This is a genomic window from Nakamurella alba (genome assembly GCF_009707545.1).
Taxonomy (GTDB): domain Bacteria; phylum Actinomycetota; class Actinomycetes; order Mycobacteriales; family Nakamurellaceae; genus Nakamurella; species Nakamurella alba.
In genome coordinates, this window is record NZ_WLYK01000008.1 from 311,207 (window position 1) to 326,373 (window position 15,167).

Annotated in this window: 17 protein-coding genes; 10 read left to right on the forward strand and 7 right to left on the reverse strand. The window is 72.2% G+C overall.

What is annotated here, in order from left to right; all coding sequences use genetic code 11:
• Nucleotides 1-35 precede the first annotated feature (35 nt).
• A complete protein-coding gene (locus GIS00_RS19185; RefSeq protein WP_322098145.1) occupies nucleotides 36-1,472 on the forward strand; it encodes a CoA transferase in 1,437 nt (478 codons plus the stop codon).
• On the opposite strand, the gene GIS00_RS19190 is transcribed toward GIS00_RS19185, so the two are convergent.
• The 3 genes from GIS00_RS19190 to GIS00_RS19200 all read right to left on the reverse strand — a co-directional run bounded on the left by GIS00_RS19190 (nucleotide 1,438) and on the right by GIS00_RS19200 (nucleotide 3,525).
• A complete protein-coding gene (locus GIS00_RS19190) occupies nucleotides 1,438-2,328 on the reverse strand; it encodes an RNA polymerase sigma-70 factor (RefSeq protein ID WP_322098146.1) in 891 nt (296 codons plus the stop codon). The genes GIS00_RS19185 and GIS00_RS19190 overlap by 35 nt on opposite strands.
• The gene (locus tag GIS00_RS19195; RefSeq protein ID WP_154770046.1) at nucleotides 2,325-2,933 is read right to left on the reverse strand and encodes a carboxymuconolactone decarboxylase family protein; all 609 of its coding nucleotides are present in this window, start codon (nucleotides 2,931-2,933) and stop codon (nucleotides 2,325-2,327) included. Before GIS00_RS19195 ends, GIS00_RS19190 begins: the two co-directional genes overlap by 4 nt.
• 100 nt (nucleotides 2,934-3,033) lie before the next feature.
• Nucleotides 3,034-3,525, reverse strand: a complete 492-nt coding sequence (locus GIS00_RS19200) for a MarR family winged helix-turn-helix transcriptional regulator (RefSeq protein ID WP_154770047.1) — start codon at nucleotides 3,523-3,525, stop codon at nucleotides 3,034-3,036.
• A gap of 52 nt (nucleotides 3,526-3,577) precedes the next feature.
• Here GIS00_RS19200 and GIS00_RS19205 point away from each other — a divergent pair, with 52 nt between their 5' ends.
• Nucleotides 3,578-4,624: an FUSC family protein gene (locus GIS00_RS19205; RefSeq protein WP_154770048.1), complete on the forward strand. Its 1,047-nt coding sequence runs from the start codon at nucleotides 3,578-3,580 to the stop codon at nucleotides 4,622-4,624.
• On the opposite strand, the gene GIS00_RS19210 is transcribed toward GIS00_RS19205, so the two are convergent.
• The 3 genes from GIS00_RS19210 to GIS00_RS19220 are packed head-to-tail and all read right to left on the reverse strand — an operon-like array spanning nucleotide 4,558 to nucleotide 6,729.
• On the reverse strand, nucleotides 4,558-5,280 hold the full coding sequence (locus GIS00_RS19210; RefSeq protein ID WP_154770232.1) for a haloacid dehalogenase type II: 723 nt from the start codon (nucleotides 5,278-5,280) through the stop codon (nucleotides 4,558-4,560). The genes GIS00_RS19205 and GIS00_RS19210 overlap by 67 nt on opposite strands.
• 15 nt (nucleotides 5,281-5,295) lie before the next feature.
• Nucleotides 5,296-5,931, reverse strand: coding sequence for an MBL fold metallo-hydrolase (locus GIS00_RS19215; protein WP_154770049.1), 636 nt, complete (start codon nucleotides 5,929-5,931; stop codon nucleotides 5,296-5,298).
• Between the two features lie 45 nt (nucleotides 5,932-5,976).
• Nucleotides 5,977-6,729 (reverse strand): CPBP family intramembrane glutamic endopeptidase, encoded by a 753-nt coding sequence (locus tag GIS00_RS19220; RefSeq protein ID WP_196073362.1) that lies wholly within the window; start codon nucleotides 6,727-6,729, stop codon nucleotides 5,977-5,979.
• A 79-nt stretch (nucleotides 6,730-6,808) separates the two neighbouring features.
• Here GIS00_RS19220 and GIS00_RS19225 point away from each other — a divergent pair, with 79 nt between their 5' ends.
• The 8 genes from GIS00_RS19225 (at nucleotide 6,809) to GIS00_RS19260 (ending at nucleotide 14,521) form a co-directional block, all read left to right on the forward strand.
• Complete coding sequence (locus GIS00_RS19225; protein WP_154770051.1) at nucleotides 6,809-8,008, forward strand: acyltransferase family protein; 1,200 nt, start codon at nucleotides 6,809-6,811, stop codon at nucleotides 8,006-8,008.
• Nucleotides 8,009-8,076: 68 nt separating this feature from the next.
• Nucleotides 8,077-8,316, forward strand: coding sequence for a phosphoribosylformylglycinamidine synthase subunit PurS (gene purS / locus GIS00_RS19230; protein ID WP_322098148.1), 240 nt, complete (start codon nucleotides 8,077-8,079; stop codon nucleotides 8,314-8,316).
• Nucleotides 8,313-9,026, forward strand: a complete 714-nt coding sequence (purQ, locus tag GIS00_RS19235; RefSeq protein WP_154770052.1) for a phosphoribosylformylglycinamidine synthase subunit PurQ — start codon at nucleotides 8,313-8,315, stop codon at nucleotides 9,024-9,026. The genes purS and purQ overlap by 4 nt, the downstream gene beginning before the upstream one ends.
• A complete protein-coding gene (purL, locus tag GIS00_RS19240; RefSeq protein ID WP_154770053.1) occupies nucleotides 9,023-11,296 on the forward strand; it encodes a phosphoribosylformylglycinamidine synthase subunit PurL in 2,274 nt (757 codons plus the stop codon). The genes purQ and purL overlap by 4 nt, the downstream gene beginning before the upstream one ends.
• 141 nt (nucleotides 11,297-11,437) lie before the next feature.
• Nucleotides 11,438-11,965: a hypothetical protein gene (locus tag GIS00_RS19245; protein ID WP_154770054.1), complete on the forward strand. Its 528-nt coding sequence runs from the start codon at nucleotides 11,438-11,440 to the stop codon at nucleotides 11,963-11,965.
• On the forward strand, nucleotides 11,962-13,146 hold the full coding sequence (locus GIS00_RS19250) for a sensor histidine kinase (protein WP_154770055.1): 1,185 nt from the start codon (nucleotides 11,962-11,964) through the stop codon (nucleotides 13,144-13,146). Before GIS00_RS19245 ends, GIS00_RS19250 begins: the two co-directional genes overlap by 4 nt.
• Entirely contained in the window at nucleotides 13,143-13,826 is a 684-nt protein-coding gene (locus GIS00_RS19255; protein ID WP_154770056.1) for a response regulator transcription factor, read from the forward strand. Before GIS00_RS19250 ends, GIS00_RS19255 begins: the two co-directional genes overlap by 4 nt.
• Nucleotides 13,823-14,521 carry a copper homeostasis protein CutC gene (locus GIS00_RS19260; protein WP_154770057.1) on the forward strand — a complete coding sequence of 233 codons (699 nt, stop codon included), beginning with the start codon at nucleotides 13,823-13,825 and terminating at the stop codon, nucleotides 14,519-14,521. Before GIS00_RS19255 ends, GIS00_RS19260 begins: the two co-directional genes overlap by 4 nt.
• Here GIS00_RS19260 and GIS00_RS19265 read toward each other — a convergent pair.
• Complete coding sequence (locus GIS00_RS19265) at nucleotides 14,499-15,155, reverse strand: alpha/beta hydrolase (RefSeq protein ID WP_322098149.1); 657 nt, start codon at nucleotides 15,153-15,155, stop codon at nucleotides 14,499-14,501. The two genes, GIS00_RS19260 and GIS00_RS19265, sit on opposite strands and share 23 nt — an antisense overlap.
• Nucleotides 15,156-15,167 lie beyond the last annotated feature (12 nt).

A 15,167-nucleotide genomic window follows, 5' to 3' on the forward strand; every position in this document is an offset into this window, starting at 1 on the left:
AGCGCAGGAGCGAGATCGGGTCTACCGTCCGCGGTGTGGACCAGATCGAGGCAGTCGAAGCGCTGTTCACCACGGCGTGGGTCGCGCTCTCCGGGTCTTCGCTGCCGGAGACCGCGCTGTCGGAGTCATCGACGGTCCCGGATGTCCGCTGGACCGGAGATGCGAGCCTGCCCTCCCGACTGCCGGTGCTCCCCGCGCTCGCGGCCACCATCGGCTGCTCCACCGCAGCCGCGGGGATCCTGTGGTCAGCTCGGGGCGGTCATCCCGGAAGCCCGGAGGTGAGCCTGGCCGACGCAGCCATCGCCGGGCGGAGCGAGCGGTACGCCCATCGCCTCGGGGAGTCGGTACCGGAGACGTTGTTCGCGCCGCTGTCCCGGTTCTGGCCGACGTCCGACGGTTGGGTGCGGTTGCACACCAACTACCCCTGGCACCTCGAACGAGCGCTGACCGCACTCGATCTCGGACCAGAGAGCCCCGACTCGGACATCGTCGGACAACGACTGCTCACCCGGACATCCACGGATTGGGAGGAACGCTTCGCCGCCGTCGGCGCGCTCTGCGCGGCGGTACGGACGCCGCAGGAGTGGGCGGCACACCCACAAGGCCGCGCCTCCGCCGATGCCCCACTCGTGGCCTGGGACCGGGCAGCGGGCCCCGCGAACACGACCCAGGCGCCACCGCCCCTCCCCGCTGCGGGAGTCAGAGTGCTGGACCTGACCCGGGTCATCGCCGGCCCCGTCGCCACCCGGACACTCGCGGCCTGGGGAGCCGACGTGCTCCGTATCGACCCGCCGCAGTACCCGGAACTCGAGGACGCCGCCGTCGACACCCTCTCCGGGAAACGCAGCGCCACCGTCGATCTCGCGGCCGGCAGAACAGTGCTTCACGAGCTGCTGAGCACGGCGGACGTCCTGGTGCACGGCTACCGTCCGGGCGCCCTCGACAGGTTCGGGCTGTCCGCGGCCGACCTCCGCGAGCGGTACCCGCACCTGGCGGTGATCTCCCTCTCCGCCTGGGGCACCTCTGGTCCATGGGCGGACCGGCGCGGGTTCGACTCGCTGGTCCAGGCCGCATCCGGACTCGCCGTCCTCGAAGCCGGTGGCCCCGACCGTCCGCCGGCCGCGCTCCCGGCGCAGGTGCTCGACCACGGCACCGGGTACCTGGCCGCGGCCGCCGCGATGCTCGCGATCGCCGACCGGATCACCAGCGGACGCACCAGCCACGCCCGGCTCTCGCTCGCCACCACCGCCCGCTGGCTCACCGGAGTCGCAGCCCCCGCCGACAACGAACCGGCACAGCCGCAATCGATTCCGAGAATGGTCACTCTGCAGGGCGCCACGACCGCGGTCGAGGTGGTGGCACCGCCCGGCAGTCTCGGCGACACTCTGCCCTGTTGGACATCGACGACGCGCCTGGGTGCCGATCGCCCGGAGTGGCTCAGCGACTCAGCCGCACCGGATCACGGGAGGTGAGCTTGTCGGGATTGCGGACCATGTAGATGCGGGACACCAGACCCTGGTAGGTCTCGAACACCGCCACCGTGTCGACCTCGCCGTTGAGCCGGAGCACCACGCCGGGCATCCCGTTGACCAGGACGGTCTCGAAACTCGCTGCGGCGGTGGCCTTGCCGGCCAGACCGAGGATGAGTCGGCCCGCGTTGTCGCGACCGGACACCGGGCGCCGGGCAGCGGAACGGATGCCGCCGCCGTCGCTGTGCACCACCACGTCCGGGGCCAGCACGTCCATCAGCTGCTCCAGCTCGCCGGTCGTCACCGCCGCCCAGAACCGTTCCAGCACCGACTGCACCTGCGCCGGATCCGTCTCGAACCGCGGCCGTCTCGCCTGCACCGCTTCCCGCGCCCGGTGCGCGATCTGCCGCACCGCCGCATCGGAACGGCCGACCGCCTCGCCGATCTCGCCGTGCGCGAACCCGAACACCTCGCGCAGCACGAACACCGCCCGCTCCTGCGGTGACAGCGACTCCAGCACCAGCAGCATCGCCATCGACACCGACTCCGACATCACCACGTCGTCCGCCACATCGGGCGTGGTCAGCAGCGGCTCCGGCAGCCACGGCCCGACGTAGTCCTCCTGCCGCCGGGTCCGCGAGCGCACCGCGTTCAGCGCCAGCCTGGTCGCGATCCGCACCAGATACGCCCGCACGTCGTGGACTTCCTCAGGGCTCCCGTCATCACCGCCGGGCCGCGACGACCACCGCAGCCAGGTCTCCTGCACCACGTCCTCGGCGTCCACCACCGACCCGGTGATCTCGTACGCCACCGTGAACAGCAGCCCACGATGCGCGGAGAACGGACCCGGATCGGTCACCGGACCGGCACCCGGCAGCTCTCCGAGAACCCCTGCGACGCGAGCCCCAGCGCCGCGTTGAACCGCGCCCGTTCGTTCTCCACGGAGATCATCTTGGTCAGCTCGACGAAGGCCCGCACGCCGAGCTCCTCCCGCAGCCGCCCGGCCAAGTCATCGGTCACCGTCGGCGGGGTCGCCGTCATCGCATCCGCGTACTCCAGCACGTCCCGCTCCAAGGGCGAGAACCGCTCCGATCCGCGCCACCGCGGCACCTCCGCCAGCAGCTCCGCGTCCAGGCCCAGCTTCACGAACTCGTGGAAGCCGAAGTCGATGCACCATTCGCACTCCACCCGGACCGCCGTCGCCAGCTCGGCGAGCGCCTTCAGCCGCGGATCGAGCGCCTTCGCCTTCGCGATCCGCTGCTCGAACGACACCACCGCGACCATCAGCCGCTTGTGGTGCACCAGCGCCAGTCCGGGATCCATCACCTTCCCGTACGTCCGGCGCGAGTACCAGCCCAGTAGCTTGCCGAACACCCCACCGGGCAGCGTCAGCGGGATCCGGGCGCGGGAGCCCTGGACAGGCGCAGGAGCGGGGAAGACCGCACGGGGCAGCGGAGCAGCCATGACGCACCTCTTCGTGCCGGTGGATCCCGGAGCGGGATCCGTTCGAGCATCAAGACACCGCGGATTCGTCGAACGTGACAGGGCCCCGGTGTGGCCACCATCACTCCAGCATGGCAAGGACATCGCGCAGGGCAGCCTCGACGGCCGGGCGGCGCGACGCGGGCAGGTCGGCGATCAGCGAGCGTTCCAGATCGAGCTGGGCCGGCAGTGCCCGGTCGATGACATCCCGGCCGGCCTCCGTGAGATCGATCAGCGCGGCCCGGCCGTCGGCCGGATCCGGGTGCCGGACGACCAGGCCCCGGGTGGCCAGTGCCTTCAGCCGTTTGGTCACCGCAGCGCCCGACGCCGAGGTGGCATCGCGCAGCGCCCCCGGGGAGAGCGGCCCGCCGGTCCGGCGCAGGGCGGACAGAACGTCGAACTCGCCACGACCCAGTCCCAACCCCGCCAGCAGCTCGTCGCTGTGCCGGTTGATCACCGTCGCCGACCGCAGGATCCGGCCGATGATGCCGATCACCTCGACATCCAGGCCGGGTCGCAGCTCGAGCCACCGGGCCTGGATCGCATCCACCGCGTCGGGTGTCGAGGAACTCACACGGGCAGCGTAGGACCACCGAACTAGTTCACGGGTAAACTATCGAACCGTCATGAGTCTGCTCAGAGAGTTCACGTCGGTCGGGCCGCACGCCGCGGCGCACCGGGTCGCCACCAGGGTTGCGGTGTCGATGGCGGTGCCCCTGGTCGTCCTGGTCGGGATCGGCCGGGCCGACCTCACGCTGTACGGCGCGTTCGGCGCCTTCTGCTCGCTCTACGGCCGGAACCGACCACGCCGGGCCCGGTTCCGCACCCAGGTCGCCGCCGGCATCGCCTTCGTCGCCGCGGTGACGATCGGTGCGGCAGTGGCGATCTCGCCGGACCGGCAGTGGCTGGTGATCCCGGTCGCCGCCGTCGCGGCCGCTGTGATCACCGCGCTGTCGCAGCGGCTGCGTTGGCATCCGCCGGGGGCGCTGTTCCACCTCTTCGCGCTGACCGCCTGCGCCTCGGTGCCGCAGACCCTGGCCCACCTGCCGCTGGCGCTCGGGGTGGCGGTCGCCTCGGCGGTGGTGGCGCTGGGGATCGGGACCATCGGGCAGGCGCCGGGTCCGGCCGCGCCGGCTGCCCCCGGACAGATCAATGCCGTCGCGGCGGTGGAGGCGGGCATCGTGATCGCGGTTGCGGGGCTGGTGCCCACGGTCACCGGGCTGGGACATCCGTACTGGGCGATGGTGGCGGCCGCCGCGGCCATCGGCGGCGCCGGCCGCACGGCGAGACTCGTCCGGGCCGGACACCGGGTGGCGGGGACGCTGGGCGGCCTGGCCATCGCCGCGATCGTGCTGCTGCCCGCACCCTCGGCACCGGTGCTGCTGGTCGTCGCCATCGCCGCGCAGCTCGGGGCGGAGCTCTTCGTCGGCCGCAACTACGGGCTCGCGCTGCTCTTCGTCACCCCGCTGGCGCTGGTCATGCTGCAGCTGGCACACCACGTCGACCCGCTGGTGCTGCTGCGGGATCGCTTGCTGGAGACGGTGATCGGTGCGGCGATCGGCATCGCTGCGACCCTGCTCCTGCACCGTGCCACCAGGCGGGACACTCAGTCGCCGAAAGCAGCCTCCACGGCGGCGGCGAACGCGGCCATGGTCGGGAACTCCAGGTCGTAGCCCACCCCGTCGCCCGGTTCCCGGGTGGCGCCCCACCCGGGAGCGTCGTGCCGACGATTGATCCACACCGAGGCCAGGCCCTCCCGGTGGGCCGGTACGTGGTCGTGGTACAGGCTCTGCGCGACGTGCAGCAGCTCGTCACGGGCCACCCCGAGATCGTCGAGAGTGCCGGCCAGCGCGGTGAAGTGGGCCGGGCCCGGCTTGTAGCCGCCGACGTCCTGGGCGGTGATGACCGCCGTGAATTCACCGCGCAGCCGCAGGTTGCTGGCCGCGAAACCCGCGCGGTGCACGTTGGACAGGATGATCAGCCGGTAGCGGCGGGCCAGGGACGCCAGCGCGTCCGCGGAGTCCGGGAAGGCCGGCCAGTCCGGGACGGAAGCGCCGAGCCGGCCCGCCCACTCCGCCGACTCCGCCACCCCGAACGCCGTGCACACCCGGTCCATGGTCGCGGCGAGCACATCGGGATACAGCAGTGTCGGCTGCTCCGCCTCGACATCGGACTCGGCGGCGGCGAAGGCCTGCAGCAGCTCCTCGTCGGAGGCGACCACCCCGGCAGCGTCCGCCCACGGGCGCAGGACGGCAAGAATGCCGCTCTCCCAGTCGATCAGCGTGCCGTAGCAGTCGAAGCTCAGTGCCCGGAAGCGGGTCAGGTCCAGCGTCACGCGCCCGCCTCAGAGCTCGAACGGAGTACCGCTCACCGGCACCTGCCAGGTCGCACCAGAAGGGCCCATCGTCTCGAACCGGCCGAAGTACGCGCCCACCGCGACCGGCGCGATCACCGCGTCGTGGATCGGGAAGGCATGGGCCGCACCGACCGCGCGGTGGAAGTCGATGGCCTCCTTGACCGCCATCCACGGCGCCGCGGCCGGCAGCGCCAGGACCTCCACCGGCACGTCCGGCACGTGCAGCGCGTCCCCGGGGTGGTACAGCCGTCCGCCGATCAGGAACGAGGCGTTGGGGATCACCGGCAGCTCGCGGTGGATGACCGCGTGGTCCCGGCCGTGCACGGTCACCGGCGTGCCCACGTCGAAGGCGTCGCCCGCCGACGCCGCGACAGCCTCCACCCCGCCCGCCACCAGCTTGCCCGCCGTCTCCGGGTCGGTGATCAGCCGGGCGTCCGGGTTGGCGGCCAGCAGCGCGGGCAGTGCCGCCATGTCCAGGTGGTCCGGGTGCTGATGGGTGACCAGCACGGCGGTCAGCCCGGTGACGCCCTGGAAGCCGTCCGAGAAGTTGCCGGGATCGATCAGGATGCGGGCGTCCGCGTCCTCCACCAGCAGGCAGGAATGGCCGAACTTGGTGATCTGCATACCGCTGAGGCTATTCCCAGCCCCGGACCCCACCCGGCGCCGGGATCAGTGCAGGATCAGCCAGGCCGCGACGAAGCCGAGCGAGTTGGTGGCCCAGTGCAACAGCATCGTGGTCTTCACGCCCTTGCCGAGCCGGGTCAGCGCGCACATCAGCACCCCGGCCACGGTCATCGACACCACGGCCAGCACGGTCGCCCACACCTGGCTGCCGCCCAGCGCGTCGGCGACCGCCTGGTTGCCGGTTGCGATGCCGATCGACGGCAGGATGTGCCACAGACCGAACAGGAACGACGCGCCCAGCACCGGTCCCCAGCGCCAGCGGATCGCCGGGGAGGCGCCGAACAGCGCCGGCAGCACACCGCGGAAGGCGACCTCCTCCAGCACCACCGTGCCCAGCGGGATCCGCACCAGCACCTGGTAGAGCATCAGACCGACCCCGGCGTCGGCGGCCCGGGAGTCGAGGAACGCATCACGCGTCCCGGGCAGGATCATCCCGAGCGCGAAGATCAGCGCGGTGCCGGCCGCCAGCAGCAGGCCCACCCCGACCGGCCGGTGCCAGTGCCGGATGCCCAGCCCGACCGCCACCGGCCCGGCCCCGCCCCACTTCGCCACCAGCAGCAGCAGCACCGCCATGCCGAAGTTCCACGGCACGTAGGCCCAGCCGGGAAGCACCCGGTTGGACATGACGTTGCTCAGCACGAGCAGCAGGACCGCGACGGCCAGTGCGATCCACCGGTACCGACGCGCGTGCCGGACGTGGCGGACCTGCGGCGCGGTCCGGACTCCGGATGTGGTCATGGTCCTATGGTGGACCCGGAAGCCGTGCGGCGGGTGTGTCCCGTGGCAGCAGGGCGCGCGGGTGGGTGACGAGGTGGGCATGAACGAGAAGACACCGGGCGGGACGGCACCGGACGAGGCGGTCCTCACCCAGCGCGATCCGTTCGCCGACTTCCTGCGGGCCTTCTCGCTGATGGTCGTGATCCTGTGGCACTGGTGCTTCACCATCCTGATCTGGAACGACGACGGCCCGTTCGCCACCAGCCCGCTCGGCTTCAGCTCCGGCCTGTGGATCTTCACCTGGCTGCTCCAGGTGCTGCCGGTCTTCTTCTACATCGGCGCCTTCGTGCACCTGAAGGCCTGGGGCCGGGCCGCCGGCCGCGGTGAGCGGATCTGGCACTTCGTGCTGCGCCAGGCCCGCGAACTGGCCGTCCCGGCCGGCCTGCTGCTGCTCACCTGGATCGTGCTGGGCATCGTCGTCGGCACGGTGTTCGACCTGGACTGGATGGGCAAGGCCGTCATGCTGGTGGTCTCGCCGCTCTGGTTCGTCGCGGCGTACCTGTTCTTCGTGCTGATGATGCCGATCACCGTCTGGCTGCACCGCCGGTTCGACCTGCTGGTGCTGATCGTCCTCGGCGGCCTGTCGGTGATCGTCGACATCCTGCGCTTCCGCTACCACGTGCCCTACGTGGAGTGGGCGAACATGATCTTCGTCTGGGGCTTCGCGTTCCAGCTCGGCTACTTCCACGAACGCATCGCCGGGCTGGACCGCGCCGAGGCCTCGGTGGCCGGCCGGACCAACTGGGCCTACCAGTCGGAGAAGTCCCGGCAGCTGGCCTGGGCGATGACCCTCACCGGGCTGTTCGCGCTGGTCGGTCTGGTGTTCTCCGGGCTCTACCCGGGATCCATGGTCGGCGTGCCGGGCCAGGGGTCGAACATGGCGCCGCCCACCGTCTGCATCATCGCGCTGACCATCTTCCAGGTCGGGGTGTCCGAGCTGATCCGCCCGTGGGTGATCCGGCATCTGGGCTCCGGCGGGGTGTTCGCCCGGGTGATGGGCCTGATCACCCGGTTCGCGCTGCCGCTCTTCCTGTTCCACACCACCGGCATGGCGCTGTCCCGCGGCGTGGAGTGGGCTATCTTCGGGCTGCAGTCCGAGGCCACCTCACCGACGCTGATCTGGTGGCTGCTGCGTCCGGTGGCGATCATCTTCCCGCTGATCGCGACGCTGCCGGTCATCTACCTGTTCGTCCGCCGGCACAAACGCACGGAGGCCAGGAGGGCCGCCGCGGCGCGATAGGCTGGGGTACGGCCGAACCCCGGCTGGAAGTGCGGACCGGGGTCAACATCAACACAGGGAGCCCCGCCGTGGCCCGCGTTGCCGTCGACGTCGTGATCAAGACCGAGATCCTCGATCCGCAGGGCAAGGCGATCCTCGCCGCGCTCGCCCGTACCGGACACCCGGGGGTCTCCTCGGTCCGCCAGGGCAAGCACTTCGACCTCGAGGTCGACGACACCGTCACCGACGAGGACCTGGAGCAGATCGCCGGCACCCTGCTCGCCAACCCGGTCATCGAGACCTGGACCGTGACCCGGGTCCAGGCATGACGGCCCGGATCGGGGTCATCACCTTCCCGGGCACGCTGGACGACGTCGACGCCGCCCGCGCCGCGCGTTACGCCGACTGCGAGGCCGTCGCCCTCTGGCACGCCGACGAGGACATCAAGGCCGTCGACGCCGTGGTGGTGCCCGGCGGGTTCTCCTACGGCGACTACCTGCGCGCCGGCGCCATCGCCTCGCAGGCCCCGGTGATGCGCGCCGTCATCGACGCCGCCCGCGGCGGGCTGCCGGTCTTCGGTATCTGCAACGGTTTCCAGATCCTCTGCGAGGCCGGCCTGTTGCCCGGCGCGCTGGTGCGCAACGAGCGGCTCCGCTTCATCTGCCGCGACCAGTGGCTGAAGATCGAGAACACCAGCTCCGCCTGGACCTCCCGGTTCGAGGCCGGTGCCGAGATCCTGATCCCGCTGAAGAACGCCGAGGGCCGGTACGTCGCCGACGCCGCGGTGCTCGACGAGCTGGAGGGGGAGGGCCGGGTGCTGGCCCGCTACATCGGCAGCGCCGTCCCGCAGGCCCCCGACTACACCGCCAACCCCAACGGCGCGCTCCGCGACATCGCCGGGATCTGCAGTGCCGACGGGCGTGTCGCCGCGCTGATGCCGCACCCCGAGCACGCCATCGACCCGCTGACCGGCCCGACCGACGACGGCCTCGGCTTCTTCCTCTCCGTCGTCGACCATCTGCAGAAGGTTGCCGCATGACCGTGCCGGCCCAGGACACCGTCGAGACCGCCTCCGCCACACCGGATCAGGCCCAGCCGTACCGCGAGCTCGGACTCAAGGACGACGAGTACGCGAGCATCCGGGAGATCCTCGGCCGGCGCCCGTCGGACGCGGAACTGGCGATGTACTCGGTGATGTGGTCCGAGCACTGCTCGTACAAGTCGTCCAAGGTGCACCTGCGCTACTTCGGCGAGACCACCACGCCGGAGATGCAGAGCAAGATGCTCGCCGGCATCGGCGAGAACGCCGGTGTGGTCGACCTCGGCGACGGCTGGGCCGTGACGTTCAAGGTCGAGTCGCACAACCACCCGTCCTACGTCGAGCCCTACCAGGGCGCGGCGACCGGGGTCGGCGGCATCGTCCGCGACATCCTGGCGATGGGCGCCCGCCCGGTCGCGGTGATGGACCAGCTGCGCTTCGGCCCGGCCGACGCCCCCGACTCGCAGCGCGTGGTCCCGGGTGTCGTCGCCGGCGTCGGCGGCTACGGCAACTCCCTGGGCCTGCCGAACATCGGCGGCGAGGTCGTCTTCGACGCCTCCTACGCCGGCAACCCGCTGGTCAACGCCGCCTGCATCGGCGTGCTGCGCTCGGCCGACATGTACACCGCGCACGCCTCCGGCGCCGGTAACAAGGTCATCCTGTACGGCTCGGCGACCGGCCTGGACGGCATCGGCGGCGTGTCCGTGCTGGCCTCCGAGACGTTCTCCGGCGAGGGCTCCGGGAAGAAGCTGCCCAGCGTGCAGGTCGGCGACCCGTTCGCCGAGAAGGTGCTCATCGAATGCACTCTCGAGGTCTTCGCCGCCGATCTGGTGGTCGGTATCCAGGACCTCGGCGGCGCCGGCCTGTCCTGCGCCACCTCCGAGCTGGCCGCTGCCGGCGACGGCGGGATGGCGATCGACCTGGACCGGGTGCACCTGCGGGCCGAGGGGATGACCGCGGCCGAGATCCTGTCCAGCGAGTCGCAGGAGCGCATGTGCGCGATCGTCACCCCGGACAAGGTGGACGACTTCCTCGCCGTCTGCGCCAAGTGGGAGGTGGCGGCCGAGGTCATCGGTGAGGTGACGGAGACCGGCAGGCTGGTGATCACCCACGGCGGCGAGGTCGTGGTCGACGTGCCGCCGCGTACCGTCGCCCACTCCGGCCCGGTCTACGAGCGGCCGATCGCCCGGCCCGCCTCGCAGGACGGCCTGCAGGCCGACACCACGGCATCCCTTGTCCGCCCAGAGGTCTCGGACCTCGGGCCGCTGCTGCTGCGGATGATCGCCTCGCCGAACCTGTGCTCCCGCGGCTGGATCACCGATCAGTACGACCGGTACGTGCGCGGCAACACCGTGCTGGCCCAGCCCGCCGACGCCGGCATCGTCCGGGTGGCCGAGGACTCGGCCAAGGGCCTGGCCATGTCCACCGACTGCAACGGCCGCTACACGCTGCTCGACCCGTACCGGGGCGCGCAGCTGGCGCTGGCCGAGGCCTACCGCAACGTCGCCACCACCGGTGCGGTGCCGCTGGCCGTCACCGACTGCCTGAACTTCGGCTCGCCGGAGGACCCGGCGGTGATGTGGCAGTTCCAGCAGGCCGTGCACGGCCTGGCCGACGGCTGCGCAGAACTCGGGATCCCGGTCACCGGCGGCAATGTCAGCTTCTACAACCAGACCGGCGCCACCGCCATCCTGCCCACCCCGGTGGTCGGCGTGCTCGGGGTGATCGACGACGTCCGGCGGCGCACGATCCCGGGCATCGGCCACGACACCGGCGAGACGCTGATCCTGCTCGGCGAGACCCGCGACGAGTTCGACGGTTCCGCCTGGGCCGAGGTGGAACACGGTCACCTGGGCGGGGTCCCGCCGCAGGTCGACCTGGCCGCCGAGCGGCTGCTCGGCGAGATCCTGGTGGCCGGGTCGCGGGACGGGATGATCTCCGCCGCGCACGACCTGTCCGAGGGCGGCCTGGCGCAGGCGCTGGTCGAGATGTGCCTGTCCGGCGAGACCGGCGCCCGGGTGGTGCTGCCGCCGGACTCCGACCCGTTCGTCGCGCTGTTCAGCGAGTCCTCGGCCCGGGTGCTGGTCGCGGTGCCGCGCACCGAGGAGCTGCGGTTCACCGAGATGTGCAGCTTCCGCCAGCAGCCGTGGGCCAAGGTCGGCGTCGTCGACGCGACCGAGAAGACCCTGGACATCCAGGATGTCGCGGTGCTCGGGCTCGACGAGCTGCGCGCCGCCTGGTCCGGGACGCTGCCGGCGCTCTTCGGCTGACCCTCGCGGTCCACCCCGCGCTCCACCCCCGGGTGGAGCGCGGAACCAACCCCCGGGCCGATCCGCCGGGGGCCTTTCCGGACGAACCTTGATGTCAACAGGCCGGGCACCCCGCCGGGCCGGACATCCAGGGAGTCCGACATGAGTGAGTTCGTCACCTCGTTGCTGATCAGCGGCGGCATCTTCGCGATGATGATGCTGACCCAGTTCGGCCGGCGCGCCTACAAGCTGTCCCACGTGACCCGGCCGGTGATCATCGTCGGGGTGTTCGCCGTCATCTACCTGCGCGACATCCCGCTGACCGGAGCGGCTCTCGTCGTTTACGGCGCCGGCATCGCGATCGGTGCCGCCTTCGCCGCGGTCGCCGTGCTCACCACGAAGCTGGAACGCACCGGTACCGGGTTCGTCACCGTCACCGGCCTGCCGTTCCTGTTCACCTGGCTGGTCGCGATGCTGCTCCGGGTCGGCTTCGTCTGGGCCGTGGACAACGTCGATGCCTTCCGCAACCAGGTCGGTGAGTTCATGATCAACACCGGCATCTCGGTCGACTCCTTCGCCCCGTTCTTCGTGCTGATGGCGCTGACCATGGTGCTGGGCCGGGTGATCGCCGTCGCCGTCCGGGCGCACCGGCTCGCCCCGCAGCCGGTCCCGGCCATGAGTGCGCGATGATCGCAGTCGCCATGAGCGACGCACCGGCCACCACCGCCGCCGACCTGCCCGAGGGCAGGCGGCGGCTGTGGCGTGGGGAGCGGTGGACCCAGCTGGTGGTCAGTGCGCTGATCCTCGCCGCGGCCTGGATCAACATCCGGCCGCTGGGCCTGACCGGGCTCGCCGGCCTGACCACCCTGCTGCTGGTGCTGAACACCGCGGGCGTGCTGCTGCGGCACCCGACGGTGGTCCGGATCCCGGACCGCTGGCAGTCCGGACTGCTGACCGCGTGGACGGTGGTGGCGGTCGCCCTGCTCGCCGTGTCGTCGGCGTCCATCGCGCCGGCCTTCGCCTACCTGGTCGCCGGGAGCGCCGGATACCGTCTGCCGGCCCGCATCTCGGTCCCGCTGGCCTCCGGGTCCTCGATCGCGAGCGCACTCGCCGTGCTGCTGCTGGACCACGCCGGGGTGGTGTCCGGCTGGCCCTGGTACCTGGGATTCACCGTCGGTCTGCCCGTCTTTCTCGGCATCGCCAACCGCAGCCGCGACCGGGCGGTGGAGAGCGCGCTCGCCGCGGCGGCCGCCGACCGCCGGGCCGCCCGCGCCGAGGCACGGGAGGCGGCGCTGGCGGAACGGGCGCGGATCTCCCGGGACATCCACGACGTGCTCGCGCACACGCTGTCCGGTGTCGGCATGCAGCTGGAGCTGGCGGACCTGCTGCTGGAGCAGGGGGACGTCGAGCGGGCCCGGGCCGCCGTGGGCACCGCGCACAGCCTGGTCCGGGAGGGCACCACCGAGGCGGGCCGGGCGGTGCGGGCACTCCGGTCGGACGCGCTGCCGCTGCGGGAGACGCTGGCCGCGCTGTTCGACGGGACCTCCGATCTCACGGTGACCGGGTCGGCCCGCGAGCCCGCGACGGAGGTGGCGCAGACGGTGGTGCGGATCGCGCAGGAGGCGCTGACCAACGCCCGCCGACACGCGCCTGGCGGGCTCGTCCGCGCACGCCTGGTCCTCGGCGACGGCGCGGTGCAGTTGTGGGTGGAGAACGGGCCGGGCGGTGCGGGGTCCGGCGCCGGTTCGGGCATGGGGCTGGTCGGCATGCGGGAGCGGGCCGGGCTGCTGGGTGGCCGGGTGGACGCCGGTCCGCTGACCGTCGGGCCGCTGTCCGGCGGCTGGTCGGTGCACGCCGAGCTGCCCGGATGAGCGAGGATGCCGGTATGGACGCCCCGCCGATCCGGCTGCTGATCGCCGACGACCAGGCCGCGATCCGCGAGGCGCTGGCCACCATGCTGGACCTCACCCCGGGCCTGGAGGTGGTCGGCACGGCCGCCGACGGCGCCGCGGCGGTGGCCGAGACCCTGCGGCTACGGCCGGATGTCGTGCTGATGGACCTGCGGATGCCGGTGCTGGACGGGGCCGGCGCCACCGCGCGGATCCTGGCCGCCGCGCCGGAGGTCGCCGTCCTGGTGCTCACCACCCACGCCGACGAGCCGTCGATCCTGGCGGCGTTGTCCGCAGGTGCCCGTGGCTACCTCACCAAGCAGGCCGGCCGCGCCGACATCGCCCGCGCGGTACGGGCGGCGGCCGCCGGCCAGTCGGTGCTGGACCCGGAGGTGCAGGCACAGCTGGTCCGGCTGGCCTCGCACCCGCCGACCCCGGTCGCTGCCGTACCGGACCTCCCGGTGGAGCTGTCCGAGCGGGAGACCGAGGTGCTCCGGCAGATCGCCGGCGGGCTGTCGAACCAGGAGATCGCCGCCGCCCTGTTCGTCAGCGAGGCCACCGTCAAGACCCACATCAACAACCTCTTCGCCAAGACCGGGGTCCGGGACCGGGCGCAGGCCGTCCGGTACGCGTTCCTGCACGGGCTGGGTGGCGACCGGTGAGCCTGCGGACGGAGGTCTGCGTCGACGCGGTGCCCGCCGCGCGGCTGGCGGCCCTGCTCGGCGCGGACCGGATCGAGGTGTGTGCGGCCCTCGAGCTGGACGGGATCACCCCGTCGGCCGGGATGATCGCCGCCTGCGCCGACCTGCTGCCCGCCCGGGTGCTGATCCGGCCCCGGGCAGGGGATTTCGTCTACGACCGGGACGAGATCCGCTGCATGGCCAAGGACATCGAGCATGCACTGGACGCCGGTGCCGAGGGGGTGGTGGTCGGCGCGCTCACCGCCGGCGGCCGGGTGGATGTCGAGGCGATGCACCGGCTGCTGGGTGCCGCCGGGTCGGCCCCGGTGACCTTCCACCGTGCGTTCGACGCGTGCACCGATCCGCTGCACGCACTGGACGACCTGATGGAGCTGCCCGTCGATGCGGTGCTCACCTCCGGTGGTGCGCCCGATGCCGCGGCCGGTGCGGAGCTGCTGGCCGAGCTGGTGCGCCGGTCCGACCGGGAGGTCGAGGTGATCGCCGGTGGCGGAGTGCGACCGGGCAACGTGGTGGCGCTGGTGCGGGCGACAGCGGTGCACACGGTGCACTTCTCGGCGAGTGTGCCGGCCGCCGGCGGGCGGCGGGTGCTGGACCGCGAGGTGCTGCGGGCGACCCTGGCCGAGGTGGAGCAGTTCAGGGACGCGCCGGCGTCCTGAGCACGGCCTCGACACCGCGCCGGGTCAGCCGGTCCCACCGCCGCAACGACCGGACCATCGCGTGTCCGGCACCGGGCAGCAGCACCCGGATCGGCGTGATGCCCTCCAGTCCGGCCCGGCTGAACCAGGACCGGGTGGACTCCTCGCTGCACGTGCGGTCGGCCGACCCCTGCACGGCGACCAGAACCCTTGCCCGCAGCGCGGTGTCGACCGGCTCGTCGTCCGGCAGCCAGGGGGCGAGCAGCACCGCACCGCGGATCCCAGGATCGCCGGCCACCCGGACCGCGACCCGGCCGCCCATCGAGTGGCCGACCAGCACCACCGGGACGTCCGCGTCCTCGCCGGTGAGAACATCTGCGGCCCAACGGGCGTCGTCCACCGCCTCGACGCCGCTGTCGTTCCAGCCACGGATCCGGTCGCGCAGCAGTGCGACCGCGGCGTCGGGGATCCGCCGGTGCAGCATCCGGGCGATCAGCCACATCCGCAGCACCGCCGGGTCGGTCCATCGGGTGGGGGACTCCGAGATCTCGTTGCCGCCGTGCAGCACCAGCACCCTGACCCGGGGCGGCCCCGGGCGGCGCGGCGCCCACCGCAGCAGGGCGGCACCGTCGGGGGAGCGCAGCACCGGCAGCACCGCCCCACCTCG

Bases quoted from the DNA above. Each gene is read 5' to 3' on its own strand.
- purL (WP_154770053.1), top strand. From the start codon at position 9,023: ATGACCGTGCCGGCCCAGGACACCGTCGAGACCGCCTCCGCCACACCG.
- purQ (WP_154770052.1), top strand. From the start codon at position 8,313: ATGACGGCCCGGATCGGGGTCATCACCTTCCCGGGCACGCTGGACGAC.
- GIS00_RS19245 (WP_154770054.1), top strand. From the start codon at position 11,438: ATGAGTGAGTTCGTCACCTCGTTGCTGATCAGCGGCGGCATCTTCGCG.
- GIS00_RS19215 (WP_154770049.1), bottom strand. From the start codon at position 5,931: ATGCAGATCACCAAGTTCGGCCATTCCTGCCTGCTGGTGGAGGACGCG.
- GIS00_RS19255 (WP_154770056.1), top strand. From the start codon at position 13,143: ATGAGCGAGGATGCCGGTATGGACGCCCCGCCGATCCGGCTGCTGATC.
- GIS00_RS19225 (WP_154770051.1), top strand. From the start codon at position 6,809: ATGAACGAGAAGACACCGGGCGGGACGGCACCGGACGAGGCGGTCCTC.
- GIS00_RS19220 (WP_196073362.1), bottom strand. From the start codon at position 6,729: ATGACCACATCCGGAGTCCGGACCGCGCCGCAGGTCCGCCACGTCCGG.
- GIS00_RS19195 (WP_154770046.1), bottom strand. From the start codon at position 2,933: ATGGCTGCTCCGCTGCCCCGTGCGGTCTTCCCCGCTCCTGCGCCTGTC.
- GIS00_RS19250 (WP_154770055.1), top strand. From the start codon at position 11,962: ATGATCGCAGTCGCCATGAGCGACGCACCGGCCACCACCGCCGCCGAC.
- GIS00_RS19205 (WP_154770048.1), top strand. From the start codon at position 3,578: ATGAGTCTGCTCAGAGAGTTCACGTCGGTCGGGCCGCACGCCGCGGCG.